The following is a 25,651-nucleotide window of genomic DNA, read 5'->3' as shown; positions in this document are numbered from 1 at the left end:
CCGGGATAAGGTGCACCCGTGGAACGGATCTTGGTGGTGGGCGTCACCGGCGCGGGCAAATCCACGCTCGCCCATGCCCTGAGCGGTCGACTTGGCCTGCCCTACCACGAGATGGACGCGCTGTACTTCAACGGTCCCGACTGGGCCGTCAACGACCAGCTGACCGAAGACGTTTCACGGCTCACCAAGGAGCCTTGCTGGATCATCGACTCGCTCGGCTATCCGGAAGTCCGCGACCTGCTGTGGGACCGGGCCGATACCGTGATATGGCTGGACTATCCCAAACGCGTCATCATGCCCCGCGTCCAGCGCCGGTCCTTCCGGCGCACCGTGACACGCGAGGTTCTGTTCGGCGGCAACAGGGAGACCTGGAGGGACTGGCTGAGCAGGGAGCACCCGGCCTGGTGGCCATGGTCCCAACACGGGCCCCGCCGCCGTGAGATCGAGCGCCGTGCCGGCGATCCCCGCTTCGCCCCTCTCGACACTCTCCGCTTCGGCCACCCCAACGACACGGCGGCCTGGCTGGCATCCCTCCTGCGCGGGAAATGAGGCGTCGCGGGAGTTCCAGCGGCGGGCACCTTCAGGGTGACTCGTTCAGAAGCCGTTCGAGGTGGCTTTCGAGGTCCAGTGCCTCGGTCTCATGGGCGGCCGGCACCATCTGGTAGGTGCGGTACAGCCAGTGCGTGAGGGTCGGGAGCGCGGCGATGAGGTGGGCGGAGCCGCCCGGTGGACTGAGGAGAATGTGCAGGAGGGCTTCCGGGCCAGTTCCGGTCGGCCACACCCTCACGTCGCCCTCTCCGCTGTCCGCCAGCATCCCTCGGGCAAGCAGCTCGCGTGAGATGACCCAGGACACGGGGCTCAGGGCGAGGCCCTGGAAGAGGAACTCCACCACGAGTGGGTCCTGCGACCTGTAGAGCAGGTGGGTCGGTACCGGGAGCCGTGTGCCCTGGGGTGACACGAGCTCCATGCCGAGCATGTGGTCTACGCAAGTGATCATGGCTCTGTGTGCGTCTGGTCGACGGAAGGGGCGGCGGTGGCCGCCGAACCTTCGCTTGGGGCGCGTGGGAGGCATTCGGTCCCGTGGTCGCCGCTGTCCCTTGAGCGACCCCGAACGCCGCCCCCGCCGTTCTGTGACATCGGCCCGCAACGGGCCGGGGTGGCTCGAGCTGCGTCACTTGCCCGCAGACGTACGGCAGCCCGAGCGGTGGCGGTCCTGGTGGCCGCGGTCCTCAGCGGTGTGAAGCGTCGTGGTGCTTCAGGCCGCCCCGGTAGGTGTGCCCGTGGCCGTCGGCCCAGCGGAGCTGGTCGAGAACCCACTGCCGACGGCCTTCGTCGATGTGCGCCCGGTCACCGTCATGCTTGTCGTGCCGGATCCAGTGGCGGCCACCGTGGTGGTTGTGCCGGTCCTCTTTGTGGTGGTCGGAGATGCGGACCGCCGAGACGACACCCGACCGGCTGCTGCTCGGGTACGTCGCAGCCGATGCGGAGCCGCCGGTGGCGAGAAGCCCGGCTGCCGCGACGACGGTCGAGATGATCGCGACGACAACCCCACGAACAGTCCTGCTTGCCATGGTGTTTCCTCTCTTTCCTCGCTCCACGATGCGAACGGGAAAATTGGTGCTTATCTGCCTCACTGGGCACTGAAGACCCTAACCCTGACTTGTTGAACGGTGAACTAAGTCTGGCGTGAGGTGCACCACGCGCCGAGGAGTCGTCGCGCCGGAATATTGCTACGGCCCCCGCTGTTTTGAGCCGTTTCTCGGCCGGCGGCCGGCGGCCCGCTGCCTTCGGCGCCTTGTGCCACGTCATGGCGAGCAACTCGCCGAATCCACGGGCGCATTGGAATACCGCGCAAAACCAGGCCCTGCCGTGAGCGTGGTCGCACAAGAGGCGCCTGACGGTCGAAAGACCAGGTCAGGCGCCGTTTTCTGGTGTCTGGAAGAATCCGGGCTCCGGGACGGCTCGGAGCCTCGTGTCAGACCTGGAGCGGTTCGGGGAGTGTCGGCCCGATTACGGCGGGCCGGGATCCTCCCTGTGCTCCGGGTGGCGCTGTCACCAATCGTCGCCGTCGTCGGTGAGCACCAGGAAGCTGCCCACGACGCCATCGTCACCGAACAGGCCGCCTTCGACGGTGCGGGTCACAACGCCATTGGTGGCGCCGTGGGGACCCACGGTGGCGACCGGAGCGCCGTTGTCACAGGTGAAGCCACGGAAGACCTCGATGGTCCTCCGGCTGTCGTTGAAGACGTTGAAGCTGCTGGAACCCAGTCCGCTGGCCGTGGTGATGCAGCCCTCGGCGGCAGCGGAGTACACGCGGTCGTTGAAGTAGATCCTTCCCTCTCCCTTGCGGCCGAAGTCGCGTCCGCCCCCCTCGCGTCCGCCGCCCTCGCGGTCGCCCCCCTCGCGGCCGCGGCCCCCGTCCTTCTCTCCGCCTGGGCCGCCGCCGCTCTCGGGAGCGGCGGCAGGGGCGGCCCGCTGGTCGGGCTGGGCGGCTGGTTGCTGAGGCTTGGCCGCCCGTTGGACAGCTGCGGCCGGCTGGTGGACAGATGGGGACGCCGGGGAGGATCCGGAGGTCGCGGCGTAGGTGATACCGGTGGCTGCAAGGACCGCCGCGCCTACGCCGGCAGCGGCCACAGCAAAGGTACGCGTGGGCATGTCACTTCTCTCTGTCTCACGGACGTCGGTCGAGTGACCGACCTGAGATGAACGTAATGACACCCCTCGTAACTGTCATTTCGGACATGTTCAATGCGTGACATCATGAGCCCAGCCGGGGGAAAACGCGGCCCTCACCGCATAGAGGAAGACGCCGAACGCTCGTTGTCCTTCTCGGCACCCACGTGCCGCTCCGCGGTCGACGACGTACGTGCCCGTCGGTACCGGCTTCTCCGCGACGCCGACGATGCCCCCGGTGGGGGTGCCGGGGGAGGAAGTTCAGGAAGAAGGCTTGATCTCTCCTGCGAAGACGATGATCTGATCGATGAGGTTTCGCCGCAGGTGGACGACGTCCGTCCCCGCCAGGCGAGGGCCATCGTCCGGTGTGGTGAAGACCCACCGGTACCGGGCCCACTCATCGGGCATATCCACCCCCGAGCAGCGGACCATCGTGCCACTTCCTGCCGGGTGGCGCCGGATGTCCAGCACAAAGCGCTCGACGGACTCGATCCCCTCGCTGCGCCCCAATGGTCCCCAAAAGATCACATCCGAGGTCAGGGACTGGGACAGCAGAGCCGTCACATAGCTGTCGTCCGCGGCGTTGAAAGCGGAGATGAACGTATCGATCGCGGACTGAGCGGTCTCTTCGTGCATGCATCAGTCATACCAGGTGGTTCACGCAACGGGGCCTTTCACGAGCGTATTTGGGGACCATCCGCCGGGCCGGCGTGAGCTCGCATTCCTCACGCCGGTTCCGTGCTCCGCCCGTCAGCGCCGGACCGTCCGTCAGCGGGTTGTGCCGCCGAAGGCCACGTCGCCCGCGCGGATGATGGCCACCATGCCGGCCGAGGTGACGTGGAGCGAAGCGCCAGATCGTGGGCAACCTGGTGTCCAACGCCTTCCGCCACACCTCCGCGGGCGGCACGATCACCCTCACCGCAGAGCAGACCGACGACCACGTCCTGCTCATGGTGCGCGACACCGGAAGCGGCATCGCCCCGGAGGATCTCCCGCACATCTTCGACCGATTCTGGCGGGCGGAGAAGTCACGCAGCCGGCGGACGGGCGGCAGCGGCCTGGGGCTGGCCATCGTGCGGCAACTCGTCACCGCCCACGGCGGCACCGTCACGGCAACGAGTGACCCCGGCGTCGAAACGGTGTTCACGCTGCACCTGCCGAACCCGCGGCGAGCGGAGCGGCCCCGAGCGTGAACCAGGCACCGCACATCGCGTCCTCGTCCGGCACGGCCTGCCCGCACTGGCCGCCTGCGACCGGGCCACCCGCGAACCTTCGGGGCTCTGCGCCACTGTCTGTTCGAGCCCGCCTGCTGCGTCACGTGTCCCCGGGGTGCGCGGACAAGGTGAGCCGCAAGACGATCTCGCCGTCGTAGATCTCCCCGGTGGGCTCGAACCCGAGCTTCTGGTAGAAGGGCAACGGTTCGCCGTCGCCGGTCTCGTAGCTGGTCAGCAGCTCGGTGCCGCCGTCCGCGCGCACCAGGTCGGCGATCTGCGTGAGCGCGTCCCGGCCGATCCCTCGCCCCTGGTACCGCTTGTCGACGAGGAGGCGCCAGATGAAGTGCCGTCCTTCGAAAGGACCGGTCGGCGGCTTCCAGGACAGCATCACGAAGCCGACGGGCTCGTCACCGCGGTACACGGCCCGGTACCAGGGATTCGCCTCCGCGCCCTTTGTCGCGTCCTTGAGCGACCTGGACACGGAGGCGACGAACTGCTTCTGGTCACGGCGGACGCGCAGGGCGCGAACGGCATCCCGGTTGTCGTCGGTGATCTCCCGTAGGTGCACGCCTGGGGACCTCATGCCACACCCCTTCCTGGATCCGGCAACCGCGCCGTCCGGGCCGATGTGAAGAACCGCCGCCGCAGCGTATGCGACACAGGCGATCCGGAGCGCGACCGGCGCGCCGGGCTGTGTTCGGCATGGTGGCGTTCCCGGCCCAGTCGCATGGCAGTACCTCTGACGCGGCAGGAGTGACAGGGCTCACACCAACCCTGCCCAACAGGCCCAGACATCGGGGAAGTTCAGCCCTACTTGAGCTCCGGGAGGACCGGCACGATCGATGTGCCGGCCGTGTCCGCACGGCGGACCACCGGCTGCGACGGCGTGTGCCGTCCCCTGTCTGCCCGCACTGCAAAGGAGAGCCATGCTTTCGCCCGAGTCGGCCGCCGTCGTCCGTGCCACCCTGCCCGCCGTCGGCAGTGCACTGGACGAGATCACGACCCGCTTCTACGGCACCATGTTCTCCGATCAGCCCGAATTGCTGGATGGCCTGTTCAACCGCGGCAACCAGGCAAGCGGCGAGCAGCGTCAGGCGCTGGCCGGGTCCATCGCGGGCTTCGCCACGGCGCTGCTGGCCGACCCCGACACCCCCGGACGCCCTGCTTGCCCGGATCGCCCACAAGCACGCCGCTCTCGGCGTCACCGAGGACCAGTACACGATCGTCCACAAGTACCTGTTCCGCGCGATCGGTGACGTATTGGGTGAGGCGGTCACCTCGGAGGTGGCCGCGGCCTGGGACGAGGTGTACTGGCTGATGGCCGGCGCCCTCATCGCCCGGGAGGCCCGCCTCTATCAGGAAGCGCAGGTCGACCCGCGCAAGCCGTGGCGTCAGTGGACCGTCGTGGAGCGGCGGGAGGAGACCCCGGACGTGGTGTCCTTCCTGCTGCGCCCGGCCGATGGCGGCCCGCTCCCCGCGGCCCGCGCCGGCCAGTACGTCAGTGTCCGGGTGCTCATGCCCGACGGCATCCACCAGACCCGCCAGTACACCCTGTCCAACGCCCCCGGCGACCGCCTGCGGCGCATCACCGTCAAGCGGGTGGCGAGCGTCGCCGACGCCCCCGAGGGCGAGGTCTCCAACCAACTGCACCGTGATGTCCGGGCAGGCGCCGAACTCACCCTGTCGGCCCCGTTCGGCGACGTGGTCCTCGACGACGCCGACACCCCGCTCGTGCTGGTCTCCGCCGGAATCGGCTGCACCCCCATGGTCGCCATGCTCGAACACCTCGCCGCCACGGGTTCGGCTCGACCGGTTCATGTCCTGCACGCCGATCTCACCGCGGCCGCTCACGCCCTGTGCGCCGAGACCCTGCGCCTCGTGGACCAACTTTCCGACGCGCGAACGGAGTTCTGGTACGAACGGGACACCGCCGAGGAAGCCGGTTTCCGCGCGGGTCTGATGGACCTCGCCGGTCTGGACCTCCCCGCCGACGCGGACGTGTACCTGTGCGGCTCCCTCCCCTTCATGCGCGCCGTCCGCACCCAGCTCCTCCAGGCCGGCATCCCCGCCCGCAGCATTCGCTACGAGGTCTTCGGCCCCGACCTGTGGCTGGCTGACGCCGAAGGCTGAGAGCCGGACCGCCGTACGCCGCACGACAGCATGGCGCCCCGGGCCGCCAGGTCCTGGCCTCAGGGACGTGGCGGCCCGCTCACAGCAGGCTGCTCCAGTAGGGACCGAACCGGGTGAGGATCAGGACGGTGATCACGCCGTACCAGGCCGCGAGGAGTATCCAGTGCGTCTCCAGGACCAGGGTGAGCGCGCTCCGGCCGGCCGCCGGAACCGGGATGACTCCGTGTCTGAGGTTGCGCAGGGTGACGTACCAGAACAGGGCGATGGTGACGACCCAGACCACGGCGCAGTAGGGGCAGAGCCGGCCCAGGCCGAACAGTGACCGGTGAATCAGCCAGTGCACGAACACGACGCCGGCGAGAGCGCCGGTGTTCAGGGCCAGCCACAGCGCCCGGTGCAGACGGGCCCCGGTGAGCACGGCCACGCCGAGAACGGCGACCGCGGCGAAGGCGCCCAGGCCGAGCAGCATGTTGGGGAAGCCGAACACGCTGCCCTCCGGGCTGGACATGACGCTGCCGCAACTGACGATCGGACTGTTGCACGGCGGCTCATAGCCCGGATCCTTGAGCAGGCGCCAGTCGTCCACCGTGAGCGCGAAGGAGGCGAGCCAGCCGACGACGCCGGTCAGGGTCAGCAGCCAGCCGATGCGGCAACCCGGCCGTCCTGGGCGGGCCGGACTCACGAGGCGCGCCGGGAACGCGACTCGGAGGCCGGGACGCCGCTTACCACGGGTGCCGCAGTGGCCGCCCGCCGCCGGTAGACCAAGGGGCGGACAAGGTAACCGATCGGGGCGCTCCACACGTGGACCAGGCGAGTGAACGGCCAGGCGGCGAAGAGCAGGCAGGCGCTCAGTGCGTGCAACTGGTCACCGCCTCCTCGTCGGCCTTGGTCGGCGGCGGCAGGAGGGCGAGCAGCGCGGCCAGGTGGTGCCGGTACAGCGAGTCGGCGGCCTCCAGCGCCCGGTGGATCAGGTCGAGGCCGCGGCGGTGCCGGCGCAGCGGCGCCTCGCCCGCGCCGGTGCCGGCCAGAGCGGCGAACTCCAGGACGACCGGCAGGTGGTCGGCAGTTCGCCGCCGCTCATGTCCCATCCCGCGGCCTGGTAGTAGCGGGCCAGAGTGAGCAGGCCATGCCGCGGCGGCGGGTGTCGCCGTGCAGGTAGTAGGTGAGGTAGAGGCTGCTCTTGCGGCGCAGGTCGAATGTCTCGACGTAGTGCCGCTCGAGTGCCTGGGGGTCCTGCTCGGCGCGGTCTCTGCGGTCTCTGCGTTCTCACCGGACTCGCGCCCGAGGTCCGCGGCGGTCAGGAACCCGTCCGGGACGAGCCCATGGGGGCTGTCCCGCAGCGTCACGAGGAACGGTGCGTCCGTGTACGTCCGCAGGTAGTCGCGGAAGTAGGGCACCTCGCGGTCGACGAGGAACTCGCGCAGGATCACGTGCCCCATGGCCATCGCGAGCGCCCCGTCCGTGCCGGGATGCGGGGCGAGCCACTCGTCGGCGAACTTGACGTTGTCCGCGTAGTCGGGGCTGACCGCGACGACCTTGGTGCCGTTGTAGCGGGTCTCGGTGAGGAAGTGGGCGTCCGGGGTCCGGGTGACGGGGATGTTGGAGCCCCACATGATCAGGTAGCCCGCGTTCCACCAGTCCGCCGCCTCGGGGACGTCGGTCTGGTCGCCGAAGACCTGCGGGGACGCGACGGGGAGATCGGCGTACCAGTCGTAGAACGACAGCAGCGCGCCGCCGATCAGCGACATGAACCGGGATCCGGCCGCGAACGACGCCCTGGACATCGCCGGGATCGGGGAGAAGCCGGCCACGCGATCGGGACCGTAGGTCTTGATCGCGTGGACGTGGGCGCGGCGACGAGCTCTGTGACCTCGTCCCAGTCCGCGCGCACCAGGCCGCCCTTGCCGCGGGCCCGCTTGTAGGCGCGCGCCTTGGCCGGATCGCCGGTGATCTCCGCCCAGGCCGCGACGGGATCACCGAGCCTGCGCCGGGCCTCGCGCCACAGCTTCAGCAGAGCACCCCGGACGTACGGGTAGCGGACCCGGCTGGGCGAGTAGGTGTACCAGGAGAACGACGCACCGCGCGGGCAACCGCGCGGCTCGTACTCCGGGCAGTCCGTGCCGATCGACGGGTAGTCGGTGGCCTGGTGCTCCCAGGTGATGATGCCGTCCTTGACGTACACCATCCAGGAACACGATCCGGTGCAGTTCACGCCGTGCGTGGAGCGCACCACCCTGTCGTGCGCCCAGCGGTCCCGGTAGAACCCCTCCCACTGGGGGTCGCCTTCACCGAAGACAGCGCGTCCGTCGGCCGACACCTCGCGACGGGTCAGCAGCCGACGGGCTGCCAACGGCCAGTCCTGCCCTGCGCGCCGCTGTGACGGACGCGCGATCTCGTCGTTCTCCATGGCCACGAACGCTAGGCGCCGGGCTCTGCTCCGGGCCTGGGGCCGAACGGCCCTACCGGGATACCTACCGGCCCGGTCCTCACCTCCGTCCCGCCTGAACTTGCCCTCCGGCCGAGGGCCGTTCGGAGCCATGACAGGGGCCACGGGGCAGTGCCCCCGAGGGTCGGTCGGCTCAGGCGCCGACCGCCGCGGCACGGCGATCCTGGCCTGTGACCGGCCCGGGAATGGCCACGGACCGTCAGGTCCGGCTGTCCGGCCACGTCTTCTCGTGTCCACGGGCTGAGGCAGCCGCGGCGCGCTCCTGGTCCGGTCGCCGTCCGGCCCGGTGCCATCGGCCGGGCGGTGGTCCGCCATGTCGCCGTACCTGTGCCCGGCCGCCTGGTGCGCTGTGTCGGGGATGTGGCGGACGGCCCGTTTCCCGGCCGGCCGCGGACACACCCGCAGAAGGCGCTTCCGGATCACATCGCCCTGAGATGGTGGAGGACATATCGGGTGGCGAGGCGGAAGAGGGCGGTGGCTGTGGCGGCGTGTGCGGCTGCGGTGGTGCGGAGAAGGAGGCCGTGCCCGAACGGGACGTGCGGTCCGTACCCCATGCCCTGCGTCATGTCACGGTCTTCGGCGCGCGCGACGCGGTCCCGGCCGGCGGTGCCCTGGTGCCCGTCGCGCCGCTCGACCCGCTGTCGCTCAGCGCCCTCGTACACGCCGAGTCCACCACCAGGAAAACCAGGCCGACGAAGAAAAACACAGGAGGGCATGTCATGGATGTTGTGCACCGCCGGACCGGCGCACTGGTCGGGATGGCCGGCGCGGCCCTGATGGCCGCCGGACCCGTCATGGTTCTGCGCGGCCGTATGGGCCGCAAGGAGATCCGTACCGAACTGGCCGCGCAGCGGATCACGTTCCCGGACCACGGGCTGCCCGCCCACCTCGCCGCTCTCGCCGGCCAGAGCGTGGAGACCGGCGCCCAGGCCCACGCCTACGCCGAGCTGATCAAGGAGCATGTCGTCAAAGCGACCGGCGGCCGTACCTATGCCGAGATCACCGACGAGCTGTACGCCGCGGGGAACGACGACGAGAAGCTCGCCGAACTGCGCCAGACCGCCTTCATGGGCGAAACGCTGCGCGGCTCGCTGTTGTCCGCCTACCAGGCCTGGCACCTCACCACGCTGGTCATGGGCCTGGGCGGCGTGCTGACCGGTCTCGGCGCGGCACTGGTGGCCGCGGCGGACGCCTTGGGTGCGGACCCGCACCGTCGTTGACGGACTGACCCGTCTCCGGGCAGGCGGCCGCCGCCATCGCCGACCAGGACGGCGGCCGCCCCTTGAGTCGTGATCACTGGAACCAGGGACAGTCGGCCCATGTCCGTGGGCTCTTCGGCCGCTGCCCCAGGGCCGCCTGATGCCGGATGCTGGCTGTCGACCGATCCGGAGGTATCCCGTGTACGACCGTGCAAAGCGCCCGCGCGGCCGTCTCCATCGCCGTCCCCCGTGGCGGGAGCCGCGCACGGGCCGGACCGGTCACCGTCCGGCCGCCCGCCACGTCTGCCCTGACTCGCGGGCTGCCGGACGCACGATGCGTACCCATCCTGTACGGAGGCCGCGGTGAGCGGCATACGAGCGATCCGCCGACAGCTCGCCGCGGCCCTGCCCGTCACGTGAACCGTCCTCCGCTTCGAACCCCACGCCCAGGTGGCCCCGTTGTGGACCCCCCGCACCGTCAGTCCGGGCTTCCCGCGTCTGTGATGTGCCGGACGGCCCCCCGTCCACTGTCCGGTGTTCTGCCAGGACGTGTGGGCAACCGGCGTACGCGACCTCGCGTTCCGGCCGGACGCTGAATCGGGGACCGCCGGGCCGGGTGATGAGGCCGGACGGCCCGACCCATGGAGAACTCCGCACACGCATAGTGGCGTTGGACCGACGGCACGCACCACGCCGTCGGATGGCCTGCGCTCCTGGACCCACAGCCGGGGCAACACCACTGCGACGCGAAGGGACGGGCTGACGAGGCTTCAGCCGTCGAGGAAGCAGAACGAGGCAACAGCCGTGCCCATGCCCGTGCCCGTGCCCGTGCCCGTGCCCGGCCGGGCGTGGCTGATGCTGGCACTGGCCACGGTGGGCTTCGCCGTGAACTTCTGGGCGTGGGCCCTGCTCAGCCCGCTCGGCCCGCACTTCAAGGACAGCCTGCGTCTGACCTCGTTCCAGCAGTCGCTGCTGGTGGCGGTGCCGGTGGTGGTCGGCTCACTGGGCCGGATCCCGGTGGGTGCGCTGACCGACCGCTTCGGCGGGCGCGTGATGTTCCCCTTCGTCTCGGCGGCCACCGTCGTGCCGGTGCTCTACCTCGGCCTGGCCGGACACTCCTCGCTCACCGCCCTGCTGACGGGAGGATTCTTCCTCGGCATCGGCGGCACCGCGTTCGCCGTCGGTGTGCCCTTCGTCAACGCCTGGTTCCCGCCCGAGCGGCGCGGGCTCGCCATCGGGATCTTCGGGGCCGGCATGGGCGGCACCGCGATCAGTGCGCTCACCACGGTCAAGCTGGTGAAGGCGCACGGCATGGCCAATCCCTTCCTGATCACCGCCGCCGTGCTGGCGGTCTACGCGGTGGTGGCGGCCCTGGTACTGCGGGACGCGCCCGGCCGCACGGTGCCCACCGAACCGCTGGCCGGCCGGCTGGCCACCACCCTGAGGCTCGGGATCACCTGGCAGGCATCCGCCCTGTACGCGGTGGCCTTCGGCGGCTACGTCGCCTTCTCCGTCTACCTGCCCACCTACCTGAAGGCCGGCTACGGCCTGGCCCAGACGGACGCGGCCAACCGGATGGCCGGCTTCGTCCTGTTCGCGGTCGCACTGCGCCCGATCGGCGGCTGGCTGTCGGACCGCATCGGCCCGGTGCGGGTCCTGGCCATGTCCTTGACCGTGGTCCTCGCCGGAGCCTTCGTCCAGGCGTTCACCCCAGGCCTGGCACCGATCGGCACGATCGCCTTCCTCGCGCTGGCCGCCGCACTCGGCGCGGGCAGCGGCGCTGTCTTCGCCTTGGTCGCGCTCATCGCCCCGGCGAACAAGGTCGGCTCGGTCACCGGCGTCGTCGGCGCGGCCGGCGGCCTCGGCGGTTTCATCCCACCGCTGGTCATGGGCTCGCTGTACGGCGCTTACGGCTCCTACGCCCTCGGCCTGGCCCTGCTCGCGGCGGTGGCGGCCGCGGCGCTCACCCTCACCGGCACCGGCGTGCGCCAGTCGGTCACCCGCCGGGTTCCCGCACCCCATGCGACCTGAGCAGGAAGGACAGCGACACCATGTGCGAGTACTGCGGCTGCCAGGCGCTGGAAGCGATCGACGAGCTGACCCAGGAGCATGAGAGGGTCGTGACGCTCATCAGCCATGTCCGCGACGCCCACGGCGGCGGCAACGTCGCTCGCATGGCGGCGGTCGCCCGCGAGATCGCCGCCCTGCTCGGCCCGCACACCCAGGTCGAGGAGCACGGTCTGTTCCCGGCCCTGGCCGCCGACTTTCCCGAGCAGATGGCCGAACTCCAAGATGAGGACCGGCGCATCGACGCCGTGCTGGCGGAGGCGAACGGACCGTTCCTGGCCGATCCCTCCTGGCCGCGGCGGTTGATCGAGACGCTCGACTTGCTGCGTCACCACATCCTCAAGGAGCAGGACGGCGTCTTCCCGGCCGCCCTGGCCTACCTGACCACCGAGCAGTGGGAAGCCGTCGAGGCGGTCCGCGCCCGCACAGGCACCCGCCTGTCGTCGCCGTCACCGTGACCTGACGCTTCCCCCCTCCGCCGTGCCCCGGCAGCCTCGCCTGGCCGGGGCACGGGTCGAGCTTGTGGCGCCTTCTCATCCCCTTCGATCGCATCGACCACACCGTCGATCCGGACCGGCGCGTCGGGCATTCTGACGGGTGCGGGCGGCATGACGGAAAAGGGGAGCTGGGGTGGGTGACCGCGACCAGGGACCTCGCGATGCCGGGGCGCTGGGTGCTTTGCCGCAACTGCGGGGAGGAAGGCACGATCAAGCAGTTCCTCACCGTCGGTGTCGATGAGGAGACCATCGCGCGGATCGTCACTCCCCGCGAGGCGAGGGCATCCTGGGGCTGCTGATCCGCCACCCGGAGCCGCTGCGCCTGGCCGACCTCGCACGGTATCCCTCAGTCTCCAGGGGCGGGGCTCGGCACGGGGCCCGGAGAAGCTGCGGACGTGCGCGGGTGTTAGCTTCCCTTCCCGTGATGGAGCACCAGGACGAGACCAGGGCGGCCTACGACGGGGTCGTCGAGCTGTATGCGTCGATGTTCGCTGATCGGTTGGAGACCCACCCGTTCTCGCGGAACATGATCGGCACCTTCGCGGAACTGGTGCGCGGGACGGGGAACCCGCGGGCAGCCGACGTCGGGTGCGGGCCGGGACATCTGACGGCCATGCTGCACGACCTGGGGCTGGACGCCTTCGGACTCGACCTCTCCCCGGGCATGGTCGACCACGCGCGGCGGGCCCATCCGGCGCTGCGGTTTGACGAGGCGCGGATGGAGGCCCTGCCGGTCGAGGACGGCGCGCTCGGCGGCGTGCTGGCCCACTACTCGATGATCCATACCCCGCCTGGGGAATTGCCCGCGCTGCTCGCCGAGCAGGTACGTGTCCTGGCACCAGGGGGCCTGCTTCTGGTCTCGTTCTTCGCGACCGACGGACCGGAGCCGGTCCGCTTCGACCACAAGGTGACGCCCGCCTATAGCTGGCCGGTGGACCGGTTCGCCGAGTTGCTGGCCGGGGCCGGGCTCGTCACGTTCGCCCGGCTGCTCCACGATCCGGCCTCCGAGCGGGGCTTCCTCGACGCCCACTTGCTGGCCCGCCTCCACTAGAGCGTGCCCGTGGACTTCCGGACGCGGACGTCCTGTGCGTGGCGGGACCTGCCGGCGTGTGATGGGAAGTGGAAGACGGTCTGCAACCGGCATCGGCGCTGGTCGCTGGACGGGACCTGGGAACGGTTCCTGGACGGATCGTGTGCCGGCTGCGATGAGACTGAGGGCGAGGGCTGGACGGTCAGCGTCGATTCCAAGGTGGTGCGCGCTCACCAGCACGCAGCCGGGGCGCGGCACGCTCTGGCCGCCGACCGTCCTTCAAAGGGGACCGCGCGCCACCGCGCTGTGCGCCCCCATCCCGTTCCCGAGGGGACCGGCTCTCAGCCTCGCCGCCCAACAGGCCACCACCTCAGTCCGGTTGGCCGTGCCTCCCCCCGGCCATTCCTTCGCCGCTGATCGGTCTGCGCCTTGACTGGTACAGACCAATGCGATTGAGTGTGCCTCAACCCCCCACCACGGTCGGCCCCGCGCCCCGTCCGGCTCCGCCGGCACGCGCACAAGGCTCGCTCCGTCCTGCCTGCGCCGGGTACGGCCTTTCTCCGCCAAGGAGTTGATTCCGTGTCGAGGCGTCGAATCTCCGCGGTCGTGGCCGCGCTCGCCCTCTCCGCCGCCGTACCGGTGCTGGTGCCGACCAGCAGCGCGTCCGCCGCCACCTGTTCGAGCTACCCGAGCTGGGTGGCCGGCAAGGCGTATGCCACCGGTGACATCGTCCGCTACACGGACGGCAAGGCGTATATCGCCGAGCACGACAACCCGGGCTACGACCCGGTCATCAGCACCTGGTACTGGGAGCCGTACAACTGTGACAGCGGCACGTCCGTCGGTAACTTCGTTGTCCCCGAAGCCAAGTTCAACCAGATGTTCCCGAACCGCAACGGCTTCTACACCTACAGCGGTCTTGTCGCCGCGCTCAGCGCCTACCCCGGCTTCGCCACCACCGGCGGCGACGAGGCCAAGAAGCAGGAGGCAGCCGCTTTCCTCGCCAACGTCAGCCACGAGACGGGCGGACTGGTTTACGGCGTCGAGCAGAACACCGCCAACTATCCGAACTACTGCGACTGGAGCCAGCCGTACGGCTGCCCGGCAGGCCAGTCGGCCTATTACGGGCGCGGCCCCATCCAGCTCAGCTGGAACTTCAACTACAAGGCCGCGGGTGATGCGCTCGGCATCGACCTGCTCAACAACCCGTCGCTGGTGCAGACCGACGCCGCCGTGGCGTGGAAGACGGGCCTCTGGTACTGGAACACCCAGTCCGGCCCCGGCACCATGACCCCGCACAACGCCATGGTCAACGGCGCGGGCTTCGGCCAGACGATCCGTTCCATCAACGGTTCCCTCGAGTGCGACGGCAGGAACCCCGCCCGGGTGCAGAGCCGTGTGACCACGTACCAGCAGTTCACGCAGATCCTGGGCGTGTCGGCGGGCGCCAACCTGTACTGCTGACCCGGTCCCCGGGTGTGTGCGAATCGTTCCCGGGACATCGGAACGGGAGCACCGCGCACCCACATCCGGACAACCGGTTGACGCGGCCGTGGGCCGCATCGGCTTCGGCGTGATGCGGTCCGCTGGCGGTGCCTTCCCCACCGCGGCACGACGAGCGACCGTGAGCGGTCGATCGCCGTGCCGCACCAGGCGGCCGTGCCGCTGTGTATCGGATCGGGGGTTCCCCGGTGTTCCTGGCCGGGCCACGGCGCGCCGGACGGCCGCGACGTGTCGGGGAGCCGCATCTTTCCGCCCTCACCTGTGACACCCCTGTGACCGGAACTGTGATCGCCATCGCACACGTCTGGTTCGTGCCTTGATGAGATGACCGCATGCCCAGACTCGTTCCCCTCCAACTGGCTCTCGTTGCAACCGCTCTGCTGCTCACGGCCTGCGGTACGGAGCACGCGGGTGCCGGGAACACCGGTGCCGACACGGCCGCGTCTCAAGGCGGCGGCATGCGGATCGACGATCCGGGCAAGGACGGCGTACGGGTCACGTCGCTGACCCTCCCGTCGGCCGCTCCCTCGCCCACTCGCAGCTACTCCGTCTCCGCCGACAGACTCACCACGGGCTCGGCCCCGAGGGTTTCTGCCGCCTATGAGGTCACCAATGAGAGCACCGAGACCCTGACCTACTCGATCGTCTTCACCTTCAAGAGCGGTAACGGCGGAGCAGTGACCAACCGGACCGAGACCGTACGCGACGTCGGCCCCGGAAAGACCGTGAGGGGCATGGTTCGGGCCGGGGAACTGCCGCCCACCGCACCGCGGGTGACGCAGGTCGAGGTGCTCGAAGTGACCAAGGTCCCCGCAGGCGAGGCGCCGGCTGATCCGGGCACGTGCCCCGCCTCCGGGATCCGGGTCAGCGCAGACGAGGGCGACGCGGCCATGGGGCTGCGCCTCGTGGGCCTTCACCTCGACAACTGCGGGACGCGCGCCTACTCCGTCGGGGGCTACCCGCTGCTGGAACTGCTGGACGACGACCTCGAGCCCGTCGACGGCGTCGAGATCCTCGACGGCAGCGGCGAGATCACCACCGGCGCCGGGCCCGAAGAACAGCCCCGGCCTGTCACGCTCGAGCCCGGCGAGTCGGCCACCGCCGGCCTGGTCTGGCGCAACACCAGCGAGTTCGGTACGGCGGTAAACGTGCCCTACGTGCGGGTCCGGGCGAAGGAGAGTGCCGCCCCGGTGACGGTGACCCCGCACCTCGACCTCGGAACCACCGGGAAGCTCGGCGTCAGACCGTGGGAAAAAGCGGAACGCTAGTACTTCAAGGAGACTCCAGCATTCCCGATTCCCCGTTGGTCGGAGGCGCAGTTCCGGGCCTGTCGGGCTGAGAGCACGTCAGGAGCACTTCCTAGTTGCTGCTTCGCGCGGTGGACGGCTCCGGACACCGCACGAAGGAGCACAGCATGCCGATTGGTGAACTCGCGGGCCTCTCCGGGGGTGAGGCTGGAGGGCTCGCATGTTGAGGTGTCACGTATTCGTGGCTGACGCCCGCAGCTCCATGACGCTGAGTGAGCCGGCAGGGGCGATCGATCGCGGTCTGGGATGATCGCGCGGTGAGTGATGCGAGGCTGCCGGCTGCGGAGGCCGTTGAGTCACATGTCCGGGCGTTCTTCGAGGGACACTCTGTGGAGGTCGTCGACTACGACCTCGGGCCGGAACGGCGAGAGGTAGCACCCGATCTGCGAGTTCTCGTTGTGGGGCCCGGTCCCCGCAGCGACAGCTGGGCCTATGTGACCGCCGGGTGCTGGGCCGCGATGGAGAAGGACGGTCATGGACTTGAGTTCGTCATGACCGCTCACGTCCGCGACCAGCGGTTCATCGAGCTCATGGCGATGATCGCCTACTACCACTGCGGAGGACATCAGCTCGACCTGGAGCACAGCATGCCGATGGGTGAACCGTGGGTGCCGGGTTCAACCTGTGATCACCTGCTGATCAGCCTGCCCTATCTCCACGGACCCGACCTTGAACATTGTCCGATTCCCGGGGGCCACGCCCGCATCCTGTGGACCCTGCCCGTGACGACAGCCGAGATCGTGTTCCGCAGGCGTCACGGGCACGAGGCGTTGGAGCAGCTTTTCGACGAGGCAGAGATCATCCCCACCGATCCGTTCAGGGCGTCGGTCGCCTGAGATCCCGGCCTCCGGCGGTCACCACTTGTGACCGCCAGGGGCGTATCGGTCCAGGTTCGCCGGCTTCGGTGACGAGCCGCGTAGCGGCGACCTGCTGGCGCCGCCTGGCCGAGTGGAAGCCCAGTTCACCGTCCTGCGCTACTTCACCCTTGACGGTACCGACCAGGCCACCCACAAAGAGCAGGGCAGCATGATCCGCCGCTACATCATCTGGCGAAACCGTCACGCCGACGACCGGCGCCTACGCTCCGTCGTCGACAGGGCCAACGTCGCCTGACCGTGCAGGAAGGCAGAGAAGATGACCACACAGACCGACCGTGTCGACCACGAGCTGATCCGGGCAGCGGCACACGTCGCGGCCACACGCTGCCGGGGCGACAACCACACCATGGCGGCTGCGGCCCGCGCCCGAGACGGCCGGATCGTCACCGCGGTGAACGCCTATCACTTCACCGGAGGCCCCTGCGCGGAGCTGGTCCTGATCGGCACCGCTGCCGCCCAGGGCGCCTATGACCTGGACACCATCGTCGCCGTGGGTGATCGCGACCGAGGCGTCGTGCCCCCATGTGGCCGCTGCCGCCAGGTCCTTCTTGACTACTTTCCAGCCCTCAAGGTCATCGTCGGGACAAACGACGGCCTCCGGATGGTGCCCGTCACCGACCTGCTCCCCGAAAGCTATATCTGGGCGGACCACCAACTCGACGCTGAGGCCGGCGCACCACCCAGCACGAGCTGACGCCCCAGGCGGTTACAGGGCAAACGTTGCCTGATGCGGCACTGGATCCCCTCCGTCAACCGGAACGCCCAGCTGCTAGCGTCCGGCACCATGTGGGCTCAAGAGATCGTGGCCGGCCGACCGGCTTGGCGGCACACCCCCTCCGGAGTGGTCTTCCGGGCTGTTCCCGGTGGGACGTTCCGGATGGGCTTGTCCGACGCGGAACTGGACGCCGTTCGTGCCATCGAGCGGGCCGACGGCGCCGATGACGACCTCGAGGCGTTCTTTGCTGGTGCTGTCAGAACCCGGCCGGTGCGAGAAGTGCGGGTCGAGCCATTCCTGATCGCCCGGCATCCGCTGACGGTGGCGCAAGTACGGCACTGGCTCCCCGAGTACGAGGACAGCTTCGCCGACTCGGCTTCGAGTACGGCCCGGTTCGAGGACGACGTGGATGACCTGCTTGGGACGTTGCCGTTCCGGCTGCCCAGCGAGGCGGAGTGGGAGTATGCGGCCCGGGCAGGCACGACCACTCTGACCTTCCGCGGGGATGGGAGGCCGGACGAGGATCAGGTGCTCGACGACTTTGCCGACGAGGAGCGCACTGCCGCGGCTGAGAACGCCTTCGGGCTGGCGGCGATGGGATCGGCAAACGAAATCTGCGCTGACGTGTGGATCCCGCATTTCACGGACGCGCCGGTGGACGCACGCCCTCGCACCGGGGACGGACCGCGGGTGGTGCGCGGAGGCGCCGGCGACCTCTATCCGTGGCAGGGCTGCGACGAGTGGCTGCTGTTGCTCTCCGCCACCCGCTGCGAGTTCCAGGACTTCACCGCGGTCCGTCCGGTTGCACCTGTGCCAACCAGTCAGGCGGCACGCTGAGCACAGAGGCGTGCGGCCATGCCGCCAGTTTGGAAGACCGCGCATGCGGATGGGCGCTGACCTCGCCTGCCGTCGGCTGGCGACCGCATCAGGCCCAGCCGTCGGGTGAAGGGTCAGCGGCATGAGTGTCGAGCTGCGGATACAGGGCCCTGCCGTGAGTGGGTCGAGCAAGAGGCGCCTGATGGTTGAAAAGCCGGGTCAGGCGCCCCTTTTCGAGTGTCTAGAAGAAGCCGAGCTTCTTCGGGGAGTACGACACCAGGAGGTTCTTCGTCTGCTGGTAGTGGTCCAGCATCATCTTGTGGGTCTCGCGGCCGATTCCGGACTGCTTGTAGCCGCCGAAGGCGGAGTGCGCGGGGTAGGCGTGGTAGCAGTTCGTCCAGACGCGGCCCGCCTGGATGGCGCGGCCCGCGCGGTAGGCGGTGCCGTTGTCCCGGGTCCACACGCCCGCTCCGAGGCCGTACAGCGTGTCGTTCGCGATCTTGATGGCGTCGTCGAAGTCGTCGAAGGACGTCACCGAGACCACCGGACCGAAGATCTCCTCCTGGAAGATCCGCATCCGGTTGTCGCCCTCGAAGATGGTCGGCTGGACGTAGTAGCCGCCCTTCAACTCGCCGTCGTGCTCGATGCGTTCGCCGCCCGTCAGGACGCGCGCACCCTCCTGCCGGCCGATGTCCAGGTAGGAGAGGATCTTCTCCAGCTGGTCGTTGGACGCCTGGGCGCCGATCATGGTGTCGGTGTCGAGGGGGTGGCCCGTCGTGATGAGCTTGGTGCGGGCGACCGCCGCCTCGACGAACTCGGCGTAGTGACCCCGCTGGATCAGCGCCCGGGACGGGCAGGTGCACACCTCGCCCTGGTTGAGCGCGAACATCGTGAAGCCCTCGAGCGCCTTGTCGCGGAAGTCGTCGTCCGCGGCCGAGACGTCGTCGAAGAAGATGTTCGGCGACTTGCCGCCGAGCTCCAGCGTGACCGGCTTGATGTTCTCGGCGGCGTACTGCATGATCAGCCGCCCCGTCGTCGTCTCGCCCGTGAACGCCACCTTCGCCACCCGCGGGCTGGAGGCGAGCGGCTTGCCCGCCTCCACACCGAAGCCGTTGACGATGTTCAGCACCCCGGGCGGCAGCAGGTCGGAGACCAGGCTCATCCAGTAGTGGATCGAGGCCGGGGTCTGCTCGGCGGGCTTGAGCACCACCGCGTTGCCCGCCGCGAGCGCGGGCGCCAGCTTCCAGGTCGCCATGAGGATGGGGAAGTTCCACGGGATGATCTGCGCGACCACCCCGAGCGGCTCGTGGAAGTGGTACGCCACCGTGTCGTTGTCGATCTCCCCCAGCGATCCTTCCTGCGCCCTGATCGCGCCCGCGAAGTAGCGGAAGTGGTCGATGGCCAGCGGGATGTCGGCCGCCAGCGTCTCGCGGACCGGCTTGCCGTTCTCCCAGCTCTCGGCGACCGCCAGGGATTCGAGGTTGGCCTCCATACGGTCGGCGATCTTCAGCAGGATGTCGGAGCGTTCGGTCACGGACGTGCTGCCCCAGCCCGGGGCGGCAGCGTGCGCCGCGTCCAGTGCCCGCTCGACGTCCTCCGCCGTTCCGCGCGCGACCTCCGTGAACGGCTGCCCGTTCACCGGCGAGGGGTTCTCGAAGTACTGTCCGCGGGCCGGCGGCACGTACTCGCCGCCGATGAAGTGGTCGTAGCGCGTCTGGTAGGAGACGATCGCGCCCTCGGTGCCGGGCGCCGCGTAACGGGTCATCCTGGTCTGCCTCCCTCAGCAGCGCTGCCCGCCGTTGGGCAGCTCTCGGCGCGAGGCTAGACATGCCGACGTTGCAAGTACGTTGCGGCGCGGGCCACCGCGGGCCACCGCGGGCCCGTGCCGGGCCGGAGACGTCAGCGGGGTGCGGTGCGGGACCAGCCCGGTGGCGCCGCCAGCTCCGCCTCCAGCGCGGCGAGCCGGGCCCGGGCCGTCGCGGTCGGCAGCACGGCGACGAGGGCCCGCCACACGTCCAGGTCGTCCTCGCCCCACGGCGCGTGCGCCCAGTCGGCCAGTAGGTCGGGGTCGCGACGGGCGATCAGCGCGCTCCGCATTCCGTCGGCGAGACGCTGCCGCAGCCGCACCACCGAGGGAGCCTGCGAGCCGGGCAGCAGCGGACCGGAGTACGCCGCAGCGGCCGCCGCGACCGCTCCCGTCTCCAGCCGGCGCTGGACGACCGCCACGTCCGAGCCGACCGGAACGGCCAGCCGGTACGGGCGCGAGGAGAGCAGTCCCGGACCGAGCACCCTGCGCAGCCGGGCCAGTTCGGCCCGCAGTGTCACCGGCGTCACCGACTCGTCCTCGTACAGCGCGCACAGGAGCTCGTCCCCGGTCAGACCCTCCGGGTGACGGGCCAGGAGCACCAGGATCTCGCTGTGCCGCCGGCTCAGCCGGACACCACGACCGCCGACCACCAGCCGGGCCTCGTCCCGCCCGAGCGCGGTCAGCTCGGCAGCGTCGGCGGCGGGCCGGCGTGGGGCGAGCAGCGCCAGTTCGGACTCGGCGGCCCGCGCCACCGCCCGCACGAAACCGAGGCTGTGCGGGTGGGCGAGCCCGTCCCCACCGGTGATGTCCACCGCGCCGAGCACCTGTCCCGTGCGCGGATCGTGCACAGGGGCCGCCGCGCACGTCCAGGGCTGGACGCGCCGGATGAAGTGCTCGGCCGCGAACACCTGCACCGGACGGTCCAGGGCGACCGCCGTGCCCGGCGCGTTCGTCCCGACGGCGGACTCCGACCAGCGCGCGCCCGGCACGAAGTTCATCCGGTCCGCCTTGCGTCGCGTGTCCGGATGCCCCTCCACCCACAGCAGTCTGCCGTGCGCGTCGCACACCGCGAGCAGATGCTCCCCGTCGGCGGCGAACGTGCCCAGCAGCTCCCGGAACAGGGGCATCACCCGCGCCAGCGGATGCTCCGCCCGGTAGGTGCCGAGGTCGCTGTCGGCGAGTTCCACGCTCGCGGTGCCGTCCGGCCCGACACCCGCCCGCGCGGACCGCCGCCACGAGTCGGCCACCACCGGACGCACCGGGCGCGGCACCGCGCCCACCGCGGTGAACGTCTCGTGCGCCCTGCGCAGGGCCAGAACACGCTCGGCGGGGTCGGCTCCCGGCTCCAGGGCCACCCACGGATCGGTCAATGCGGCCTCCCCGGACGGCGATGCGGCTGGGGACATCGTCACTCCCGGCGCGCGCCCGGACAACCTCTTCGCCCGGGCTCGCCGTCAGGCGAGATTCACCAGCCTGATGTAACGCACCCAGTCCCAGTTGGGCCCGGGATCGGTGTGGTCCGTGCCCGGTACTTCATAGTGCCCGATGATGTGCGCGCGGTCCTTGGGGATGCGGTATCTGTCGCAGATCGCCGCGGTGAGTCTGGCCGACTCCTTGTACAGGGCGTTGGTGAAGTAGGCGGGCTTGGTCACCCAGCCCTCGTGCTCGATGCCGATGCTGCGCGTGTTGTAGTCCCAGTTCCCGGCGTGCCAGGCGACGTCCGACTCGAGGACGCACTGCGCGACGTGTCCGTCGGCGGACCGGACGACATAGTGCGCGGACACCTCCTTCTTCGGGTTCTGGAAGATCGCCAGGGTGCTGGCATAGGTCTGCTGGGTGACGTGGATGACCACCCGGTCCACTGAGTAGCTCATGGGCCGACTGGAAACCGAGTAGTTGGAGTTGCTCGCCGGCTGCCACTCGGCTTCCGGGTAGTCCACTGCCCGGGGTCGCGCGCCGGCCTGCGCGGCGGGAAGCAGCGCGTAGGGGACGGCGGCCAGAGCGGCGCCCTTGAGCAGGTGTCGTCGGCTGGGGAGAGATCGAGCCCGTTCCATGGGCGGTGGCCTTTCTGTGAGGGAGTGGCGGTGCGAGTGTCCGTGGGGAAGCGGGGCGGGAGGTCGGTGGTGAGGTGGGGCGGGAGCCCGGTGGGGTGGGGAAGTGGTGCGGCCCGCGGTGAGTCTCGCTCACCGACGGCCGCTCCTTGCGGAGCTTGGCCACGCACGCGGAGTCGGTGTCACACGGATCGGTCAACGGGGACTCGTCGGCCCGGGTGGCCAACGGGCCGGGGTGGCCGGGGCTCGGCCTGCCGAACCCGCGGTCGCGCACGAGTCACTTCACCGCAGCGACCCGGGATATCCCGAACGCGTCCACCGGCCGGCGTGCCTCGCTGGCGGACAGGACGTGCGTGTCCGGGACAGTTCCTGTTGCCCCCGTCATGTGAACCCCTTCGTCCACCTGAGATCCGCGGTCGACCCGACTCGACGGCGGCACCTCGCGTGAATCACGTTACGGGGCTCGCGGGTTGGGCAGAGGAGCCCGGCGGGGTTCGGTGGACTCCCGGGGAAATGTGGAAAACTCCGCCACTCGATCGGGTGAAGTGGGCCTGCGATCAGGCGCGTTCGGCCACCGCCGCCGGGTCGTCGAGGACGGCACGTACCACCGCGTGCGCGGCACCCAGCAGCGGCCCCTCGGGGCCCAGCCGGGACACGGACACCGGACAGGCGGGCCCCGCGGTTCGGCTCGCCAACTCGGCCTCCAGGGAGGGCAGCAGCCAGGGCGCGAGTGCGGCCAGGGCCCCGCCCAGCACGACGCTCCGCGGGTCGAGCAGATTGACGGCCCCGGTCAGCGCGACGCCCAGTGCCCTGCCGGCGTCGCGCAGGGCCCGCCGTACGTCCTCGTCGCCCTCGGCGGCGCGGATGGCGAGCAGCCCGACCCGCCCTTCGCCCGGCTCCAGGCCGGCCGTCCGCAGCACGGCTTCCTCTCCCGCGTACTGCTCCAGGCAGCCGCGGCCGCCGCACGGGCATGCGGGCCCCTCCGGCTCGACCGGCACATGCCCCAGCTCGCCCGCGAAACCGCGCGTCCCGCGCAGCAGCCGCCCGTCGACCACCACGGCGGCACCGATGCCGATCTCCGCCGACACGTGCAGGAAGTCACGCGGTGTGCCCTCGCCGAGCCAGAGTTCCGCGAGTCCGCCGAAGTTCGCCTCGTTGTCCACCGTCAGGGGCAGGCCGGGCGGCAGCAGGGTGCCGAGGTCGGTGTCGTTCCAGTCGAGGTTGGGAGCCCGCACGACCGTACGGCCGTCCCGTGCGATCAGTCCGGGCACCGCGACCGAGAGCCCCGCGGGCCACAGGTCCTGCCGCTCCGCCTCGGCGACGACCTGTCGTATCAGCGCGGTGAGTTCGCTCGTCACCGGTTCGGGGGAGCGGCCCCGGTTGGTTCCGTGGCGTACCGCCCGTGCCCGCACCTGACCGCGCAGATCGACCACGCAGGCCGCGAGGTGGTCGACCCCGACCTCCGCGCCGACCCCGGCGGGGCCGTGCCCGCTGACGGCCAGCGCCGAACCGGGGCGGCCGACCCTGCCGGGCCGCTCGGGTCCCAGCTCTTCCAGCAGTCCGGTCCGGACCAGTTCGTCGACGAGGGTCGACACCGCGGCACGGGTCAGTCCGATGCGTGAGGCGACCGCCGCCCGCGACAACTGCCCCTCGGCGCGGACGGTGTGCATGACCCGTGCGAGGTTGCGGCGGCGCATGCCCTGCTGGGTGTCGGGCAGCGCGCGCCCCGTACCGGCCGGGCGGGCCTCGTGCAGCGGTGCGGTCATGCCTCCGTCGTCCTTGGTCGGTGTCCGCCGGCTCCGCGCCGAACGGGTGCGATGCGGGCGGACGGCCGTCGGACGGCCGTCCGTCAGCAGGTGTCCGTCATGGGGTCCGCGTCCCGCGCTCCAGCAGCGGTGCCGCATCGGAGAGTACCCCGGAGATCCTGTTCAAGGTCGCCTCGTCGCGTTCCACCGCGTCCAGCATCGGGCCGTCGGCCGTCCGCCAGCGGCGGGCGACCGCGGCCGGGTCCTCGCCGGTGAGCAGCCCCGCCGCCTGGGCCGCGGCGCCCAGCGCGACCAGCTCTCGGGCCTCGGGGATCTGCACGGGCCGCCCGGACAGGCGCCGTACGGTCTGCTGCCAGGCCGTGCCCCGGGCGCCGCCGCCGATCAGCAGCAGCGGGGTGGTGCGGTCGGCGTCCTGGTCGAGCACCAGGTCCAGGGCGCCGAGCAGGGCGTGCACGGCTCCGTCGTAGGCGGCCTGCAGCAGCTGTCCGGCCGTGGTGTCGTGGCGCAGCCCGTGCAGCAGCCCGGAGGCGTTCGGCAGGTTCGGGGTGCGTTCGCCGTCCAGGTAGGGGAGCAGAGTGACGGACGTACCGGGTTCCACGGCCTCGCGGTCCAGGCCGAGCAGGGCGGCGACCCGGTCGACGGCGAGCGTGCAGTTGAGGGTGCAGGCCAGCGGCAGCCAGTCACCGCGCGCGTCGGCGAAACCCGCCACCGTTCCCGACGGGTCGGCGGTCCGGTGGCGCGACACCGCGTACACCGTGCCGGAGGTGCCGAGACTCAGCACCGGGGTTCCCGGCCGCAGCCCGAGGCCCAGGGCGGCGGCGGCGTTGTCACCGGTGCCGGCCGCCACCAGCGTGCCCTTGGAGAACGGCAGGTCGTGGCTGTCGCGCACGGTTCCCGCCACCTCGCCGGGGCGCACCACCCGGGGCAGCAACGCCGGATCGAGCCCCACATGGGCGAGGATCTCCTCGTCGTAGGCCTCGGTCGTGGACGCCCACCAGCCCGTACCCGAGGCGTCTCCCCGGTCGGTCGTGCCCTCGCCCGTCAGATGCTGGGTGAGGTAGTCGTGTGGCAGGCGCACGGCCGCCGTCGACCGCGCCGCCTCCGGCTCGTGCTCGGCCAGCCAGGCCCACTTCGTGACCGTGAAGGAGGCTCCCGGCACGCTGCCCGTACGCTCCGCCCAGACCTTCGGACCGCCCAGCTCCTCGACGAGACGGCGGGCCTGCGGGGCCGAGCGCACGTCGTTCCACAGCAGGGCCGGCCGCACCGGGGCGCCCTGCGCGTCCAGGGTCACGAGTCCGTGCTGCTGGCCGGCGATCGACACGGCGGCGGCCTCGTGGGCCGCCTCACCACACTGGTGCAGCGCCTCGCACAGCGCGTCCCACCACTGGCGCGGATCGCTCTCGCGGCCGTCACCGGACGAGACGGTGTGCGGCGCCTGGCCGCTCGCCACGACCTGCCCGGTGGCCGCGTCGACGACGAGCACCTTGGTGGACTGCGTGGACGAGTCCACACCGACGACGAGCGGACCCTCGGCTGCTGACATCGGCTCTCC

At 70.5% G+C, this 25,651-nt stretch carries 22 protein-coding genes and 7 pseudogenes; 15 read left to right on the top strand and 14 right to left on the bottom strand.

What is annotated here, in order from left to right; all coding sequences use genetic code 11:
- Window positions 1-18: 18 nt before the first annotated feature.
- On the top strand, window positions 19-549 hold the full coding sequence (locus tag ABZ818_RS27980) for an adenylate kinase (RefSeq protein WP_361420230.1): 531 nt from the start codon (window positions 19-21) through the stop codon (window positions 547-549).
- Window positions 550-580: 31 nt separating this feature from the next.
- On the opposite strand, the gene ABZ818_RS27975 is transcribed toward ABZ818_RS27980, so the two are convergent.
- From ABZ818_RS27975 to ABZ818_RS27960, 4 genes are all read right to left on the bottom strand, one after another.
- Window positions 581-997: an SsgA family sporulation/cell division regulator gene (locus ABZ818_RS27975; RefSeq protein ID WP_361420227.1), complete on the bottom strand. Its 417-nt coding sequence runs from the start codon at window positions 995-997 to the stop codon at window positions 581-583.
- 232 nt (window positions 998-1,229) lie between these two features.
- On the bottom strand, window positions 1,230-1,571 hold the full coding sequence (locus ABZ818_RS27970) for a hypothetical protein (protein ID WP_361420224.1): 342 nt from the start codon (window positions 1,569-1,571) through the stop codon (window positions 1,230-1,232).
- A gap of 481 nt (window positions 1,572-2,052) precedes the next feature.
- Window positions 2,053-2,655: a hypothetical protein gene (locus tag ABZ818_RS27965; RefSeq protein WP_361420221.1), complete on the bottom strand. Its 603-nt coding sequence runs from the start codon at window positions 2,653-2,655 to the stop codon at window positions 2,053-2,055.
- A 279-nt stretch (window positions 2,656-2,934) separates the two neighbouring features.
- Window positions 2,935-3,309 (bottom strand): nuclear transport factor 2 family protein, encoded by a 375-nt coding sequence (locus ABZ818_RS27960; protein ID WP_361420218.1) that lies wholly within the window; start codon window positions 3,307-3,309, stop codon window positions 2,935-2,937.
- Window positions 3,310-3,521: 212 nt separating this feature from the next.
- Between ABZ818_RS27960 and ABZ818_RS27955 the strand changes: the two are divergent.
- Window positions 3,522-3,866, top strand: a pseudogene (locus tag ABZ818_RS27955) (ATP-binding protein); the annotation flags it as partial.
- Window positions 3,867-3,987: 121 nt separating this feature from the next.
- Here ABZ818_RS27955 and ABZ818_RS27950 read toward each other — a convergent pair.
- Window positions 3,988-4,470, bottom strand: a complete 483-nt coding sequence (locus ABZ818_RS27950; RefSeq protein ID WP_361420215.1) for a GNAT family N-acetyltransferase — start codon at window positions 4,468-4,470, stop codon at window positions 3,988-3,990.
- Window positions 4,471-4,813: 343 nt separating this feature from the next.
- On the opposite strand from ABZ818_RS27950, the pseudogene ABZ818_RS27945 reads away from it, so the two are divergent.
- Window positions 4,814-6,017, top strand: a pseudogene (locus tag ABZ818_RS27945) (globin domain-containing protein).
- Between the two features lie 79 nt (window positions 6,018-6,096).
- Here the strand turns inward: ABZ818_RS27945 and ABZ818_RS27940 are convergent.
- The 4 genes and pseudogenes from ABZ818_RS27940 to ABZ818_RS27925 form a co-directional block, all read right to left on the bottom strand.
- On the bottom strand, window positions 6,097-6,699 hold the full coding sequence (locus ABZ818_RS27940) for a vitamin K epoxide reductase family protein (RefSeq protein WP_361420212.1): 603 nt from the start codon (window positions 6,697-6,699) through the stop codon (window positions 6,097-6,099).
- Window positions 6,696-6,881, bottom strand: a pseudogene (locus tag ABZ818_RS27935) (respiratory nitrate reductase subunit gamma); the annotation flags it as partial. The pseudogene ABZ818_RS27935 and the gene ABZ818_RS27940, both read right to left, overlap by 4 nt.
- A 2-nt stretch (window positions 6,882-6,883) precedes the next feature.
- Window positions 6,884-7,253, bottom strand: a pseudogene (gene narJ, locus ABZ818_RS27930) (nitrate reductase molybdenum cofactor assembly chaperone); the annotation flags it as partial.
- 20 nt (window positions 7,254-7,273) lie between these two features.
- Window positions 7,274-8,424 (bottom strand): annotated as a pseudogene (locus ABZ818_RS27925) (molybdopterin-dependent oxidoreductase); the annotation flags it as partial.
- Between the two features lie 473 nt (window positions 8,425-8,897).
- Between ABZ818_RS27925 and ABZ818_RS27920 the strand changes: the two are divergent.
- From ABZ818_RS27920 to ABZ818_RS27865, 12 genes and pseudogenes are all read left to right on the top strand, one after another.
- A complete protein-coding gene (locus ABZ818_RS27920) occupies window positions 8,898-9,683 on the top strand; it encodes a DUF2249 domain-containing protein (protein WP_361420210.1) in 786 nt (261 codons plus the stop codon).
- A gap of 789 nt (window positions 9,684-10,472) precedes the next feature.
- Window positions 10,473-11,693, top strand: a complete 1,221-nt coding sequence (locus tag ABZ818_RS27915) for an MFS transporter (protein WP_361420207.1) — start codon at window positions 10,473-10,475, stop codon at window positions 11,691-11,693.
- A gap of 20 nt (window positions 11,694-11,713) precedes the next feature.
- On the top strand, window positions 11,714-12,187 hold the full coding sequence (locus ABZ818_RS27910; protein WP_361420204.1) for a hemerythrin domain-containing protein: 474 nt from the start codon (window positions 11,714-11,716) through the stop codon (window positions 12,185-12,187).
- 176 nt (window positions 12,188-12,363) lie between these two features.
- On the top strand, window positions 12,364-12,525 hold the full coding sequence (locus tag ABZ818_RS27905; RefSeq protein WP_361420201.1) for a hypothetical protein: 162 nt from the start codon (window positions 12,364-12,366) through the stop codon (window positions 12,523-12,525).
- A 122-nt stretch (window positions 12,526-12,647) separates the two neighbouring features.
- Window positions 12,648-13,277: a class I SAM-dependent methyltransferase gene (locus ABZ818_RS27900; protein ID WP_361420198.1), complete on the top strand. Its 630-nt coding sequence runs from the start codon at window positions 12,648-12,650 to the stop codon at window positions 13,275-13,277.
- Between the two features lie 15 nt (window positions 13,278-13,292).
- Window positions 13,293-13,508 (top strand): annotated as a pseudogene (locus ABZ818_RS27895) (transposase); the annotation flags it as partial.
- A gap of 327 nt (window positions 13,509-13,835) precedes the next feature.
- Window positions 13,836-14,720 carry a glycoside hydrolase family 19 protein gene (locus ABZ818_RS27890; protein WP_361420195.1) on the top strand — a complete coding sequence of 295 codons (885 nt, stop codon included), beginning with the start codon at window positions 13,836-13,838 and terminating at the stop codon, window positions 14,718-14,720.
- A 371-nt stretch (window positions 14,721-15,091) separates the two neighbouring features.
- On the top strand, window positions 15,092-16,027 hold the full coding sequence (locus tag ABZ818_RS27885) for a DUF4232 domain-containing protein (protein WP_361420192.1): 936 nt from the start codon (window positions 15,092-15,094) through the stop codon (window positions 16,025-16,027).
- Between the two features lie 368 nt (window positions 16,028-16,395).
- A complete protein-coding gene (locus tag ABZ818_RS27880; protein ID WP_361420189.1) occupies window positions 16,396-16,902 on the top strand; it encodes a suppressor of fused domain protein in 507 nt (168 codons plus the stop codon).
- A 109-nt stretch (window positions 16,903-17,011) separates the two neighbouring features.
- A pseudogene (locus ABZ818_RS27875) lies at window positions 17,012-17,179 on the top strand (IS630 family transposase); the annotation flags it as partial.
- Between the two features lie 21 nt (window positions 17,180-17,200).
- Window positions 17,201-17,638, top strand: coding sequence for a cytidine deaminase (locus ABZ818_RS27870; protein WP_361420186.1), 438 nt, complete (start codon window positions 17,201-17,203; stop codon window positions 17,636-17,638).
- Between the two features lie 183 nt (window positions 17,639-17,821).
- Window positions 17,822-18,496: an SUMF1/EgtB/PvdO family nonheme iron enzyme gene (locus ABZ818_RS27865; protein WP_361420183.1), complete on the top strand. Its 675-nt coding sequence runs from the start codon at window positions 17,822-17,824 to the stop codon at window positions 18,494-18,496.
- A 220-nt stretch (window positions 18,497-18,716) separates the two neighbouring features.
- On the opposite strand, the gene ABZ818_RS27860 is transcribed toward ABZ818_RS27865, so the two are convergent.
- The 5 genes from ABZ818_RS27860 to xylB form a co-directional block, all read right to left on the bottom strand.
- Window positions 18,717-20,240, bottom strand: coding sequence for an aldehyde dehydrogenase family protein (locus tag ABZ818_RS27860; RefSeq protein ID WP_361420180.1), 1,524 nt, complete (start codon window positions 20,238-20,240; stop codon window positions 18,717-18,719).
- Between the two features lie 134 nt (window positions 20,241-20,374).
- Window positions 20,375-21,688, bottom strand: coding sequence for a GAF domain-containing protein (locus tag ABZ818_RS27855; RefSeq protein ID WP_361420177.1), 1,314 nt, complete (start codon window positions 21,686-21,688; stop codon window positions 20,375-20,377).
- Between the two features lie 48 nt (window positions 21,689-21,736).
- Window positions 21,737-22,336 carry an N-acetylmuramoyl-L-alanine amidase gene (locus ABZ818_RS27850; RefSeq protein ID WP_361420174.1) on the bottom strand — a complete coding sequence of 200 codons (600 nt, stop codon included), beginning with the start codon at window positions 22,334-22,336 and terminating at the stop codon, window positions 21,737-21,739.
- A 554-nt stretch (window positions 22,337-22,890) separates the two neighbouring features.
- Window positions 22,891-24,099 carry an ROK family transcriptional regulator gene (locus ABZ818_RS27845; protein ID WP_361420171.1) on the bottom strand — a complete coding sequence of 403 codons (1,209 nt, stop codon included), beginning with the start codon at window positions 24,097-24,099 and terminating at the stop codon, window positions 22,891-22,893.
- Between the two features lie 97 nt (window positions 24,100-24,196).
- Window positions 24,197-25,642, bottom strand: a complete 1,446-nt coding sequence (gene xylB / locus ABZ818_RS27840; RefSeq protein WP_361420168.1) for a xylulokinase — start codon at window positions 25,640-25,642, stop codon at window positions 24,197-24,199.
- Window positions 25,643-25,651: the final 9 nt, after the last annotated feature.

The organism is Streptomyces sp. NPDC047453, from assembly GCF_040643155.1.
Lineage (GTDB): Bacteria > Actinomycetota > Actinomycetes > Streptomycetales > Streptomycetaceae > Streptomyces.
The sequence above is the reverse complement of the archived record's forward strand: the minus strand, read 5'-3'. Positions and strand labels throughout refer to the sequence as shown.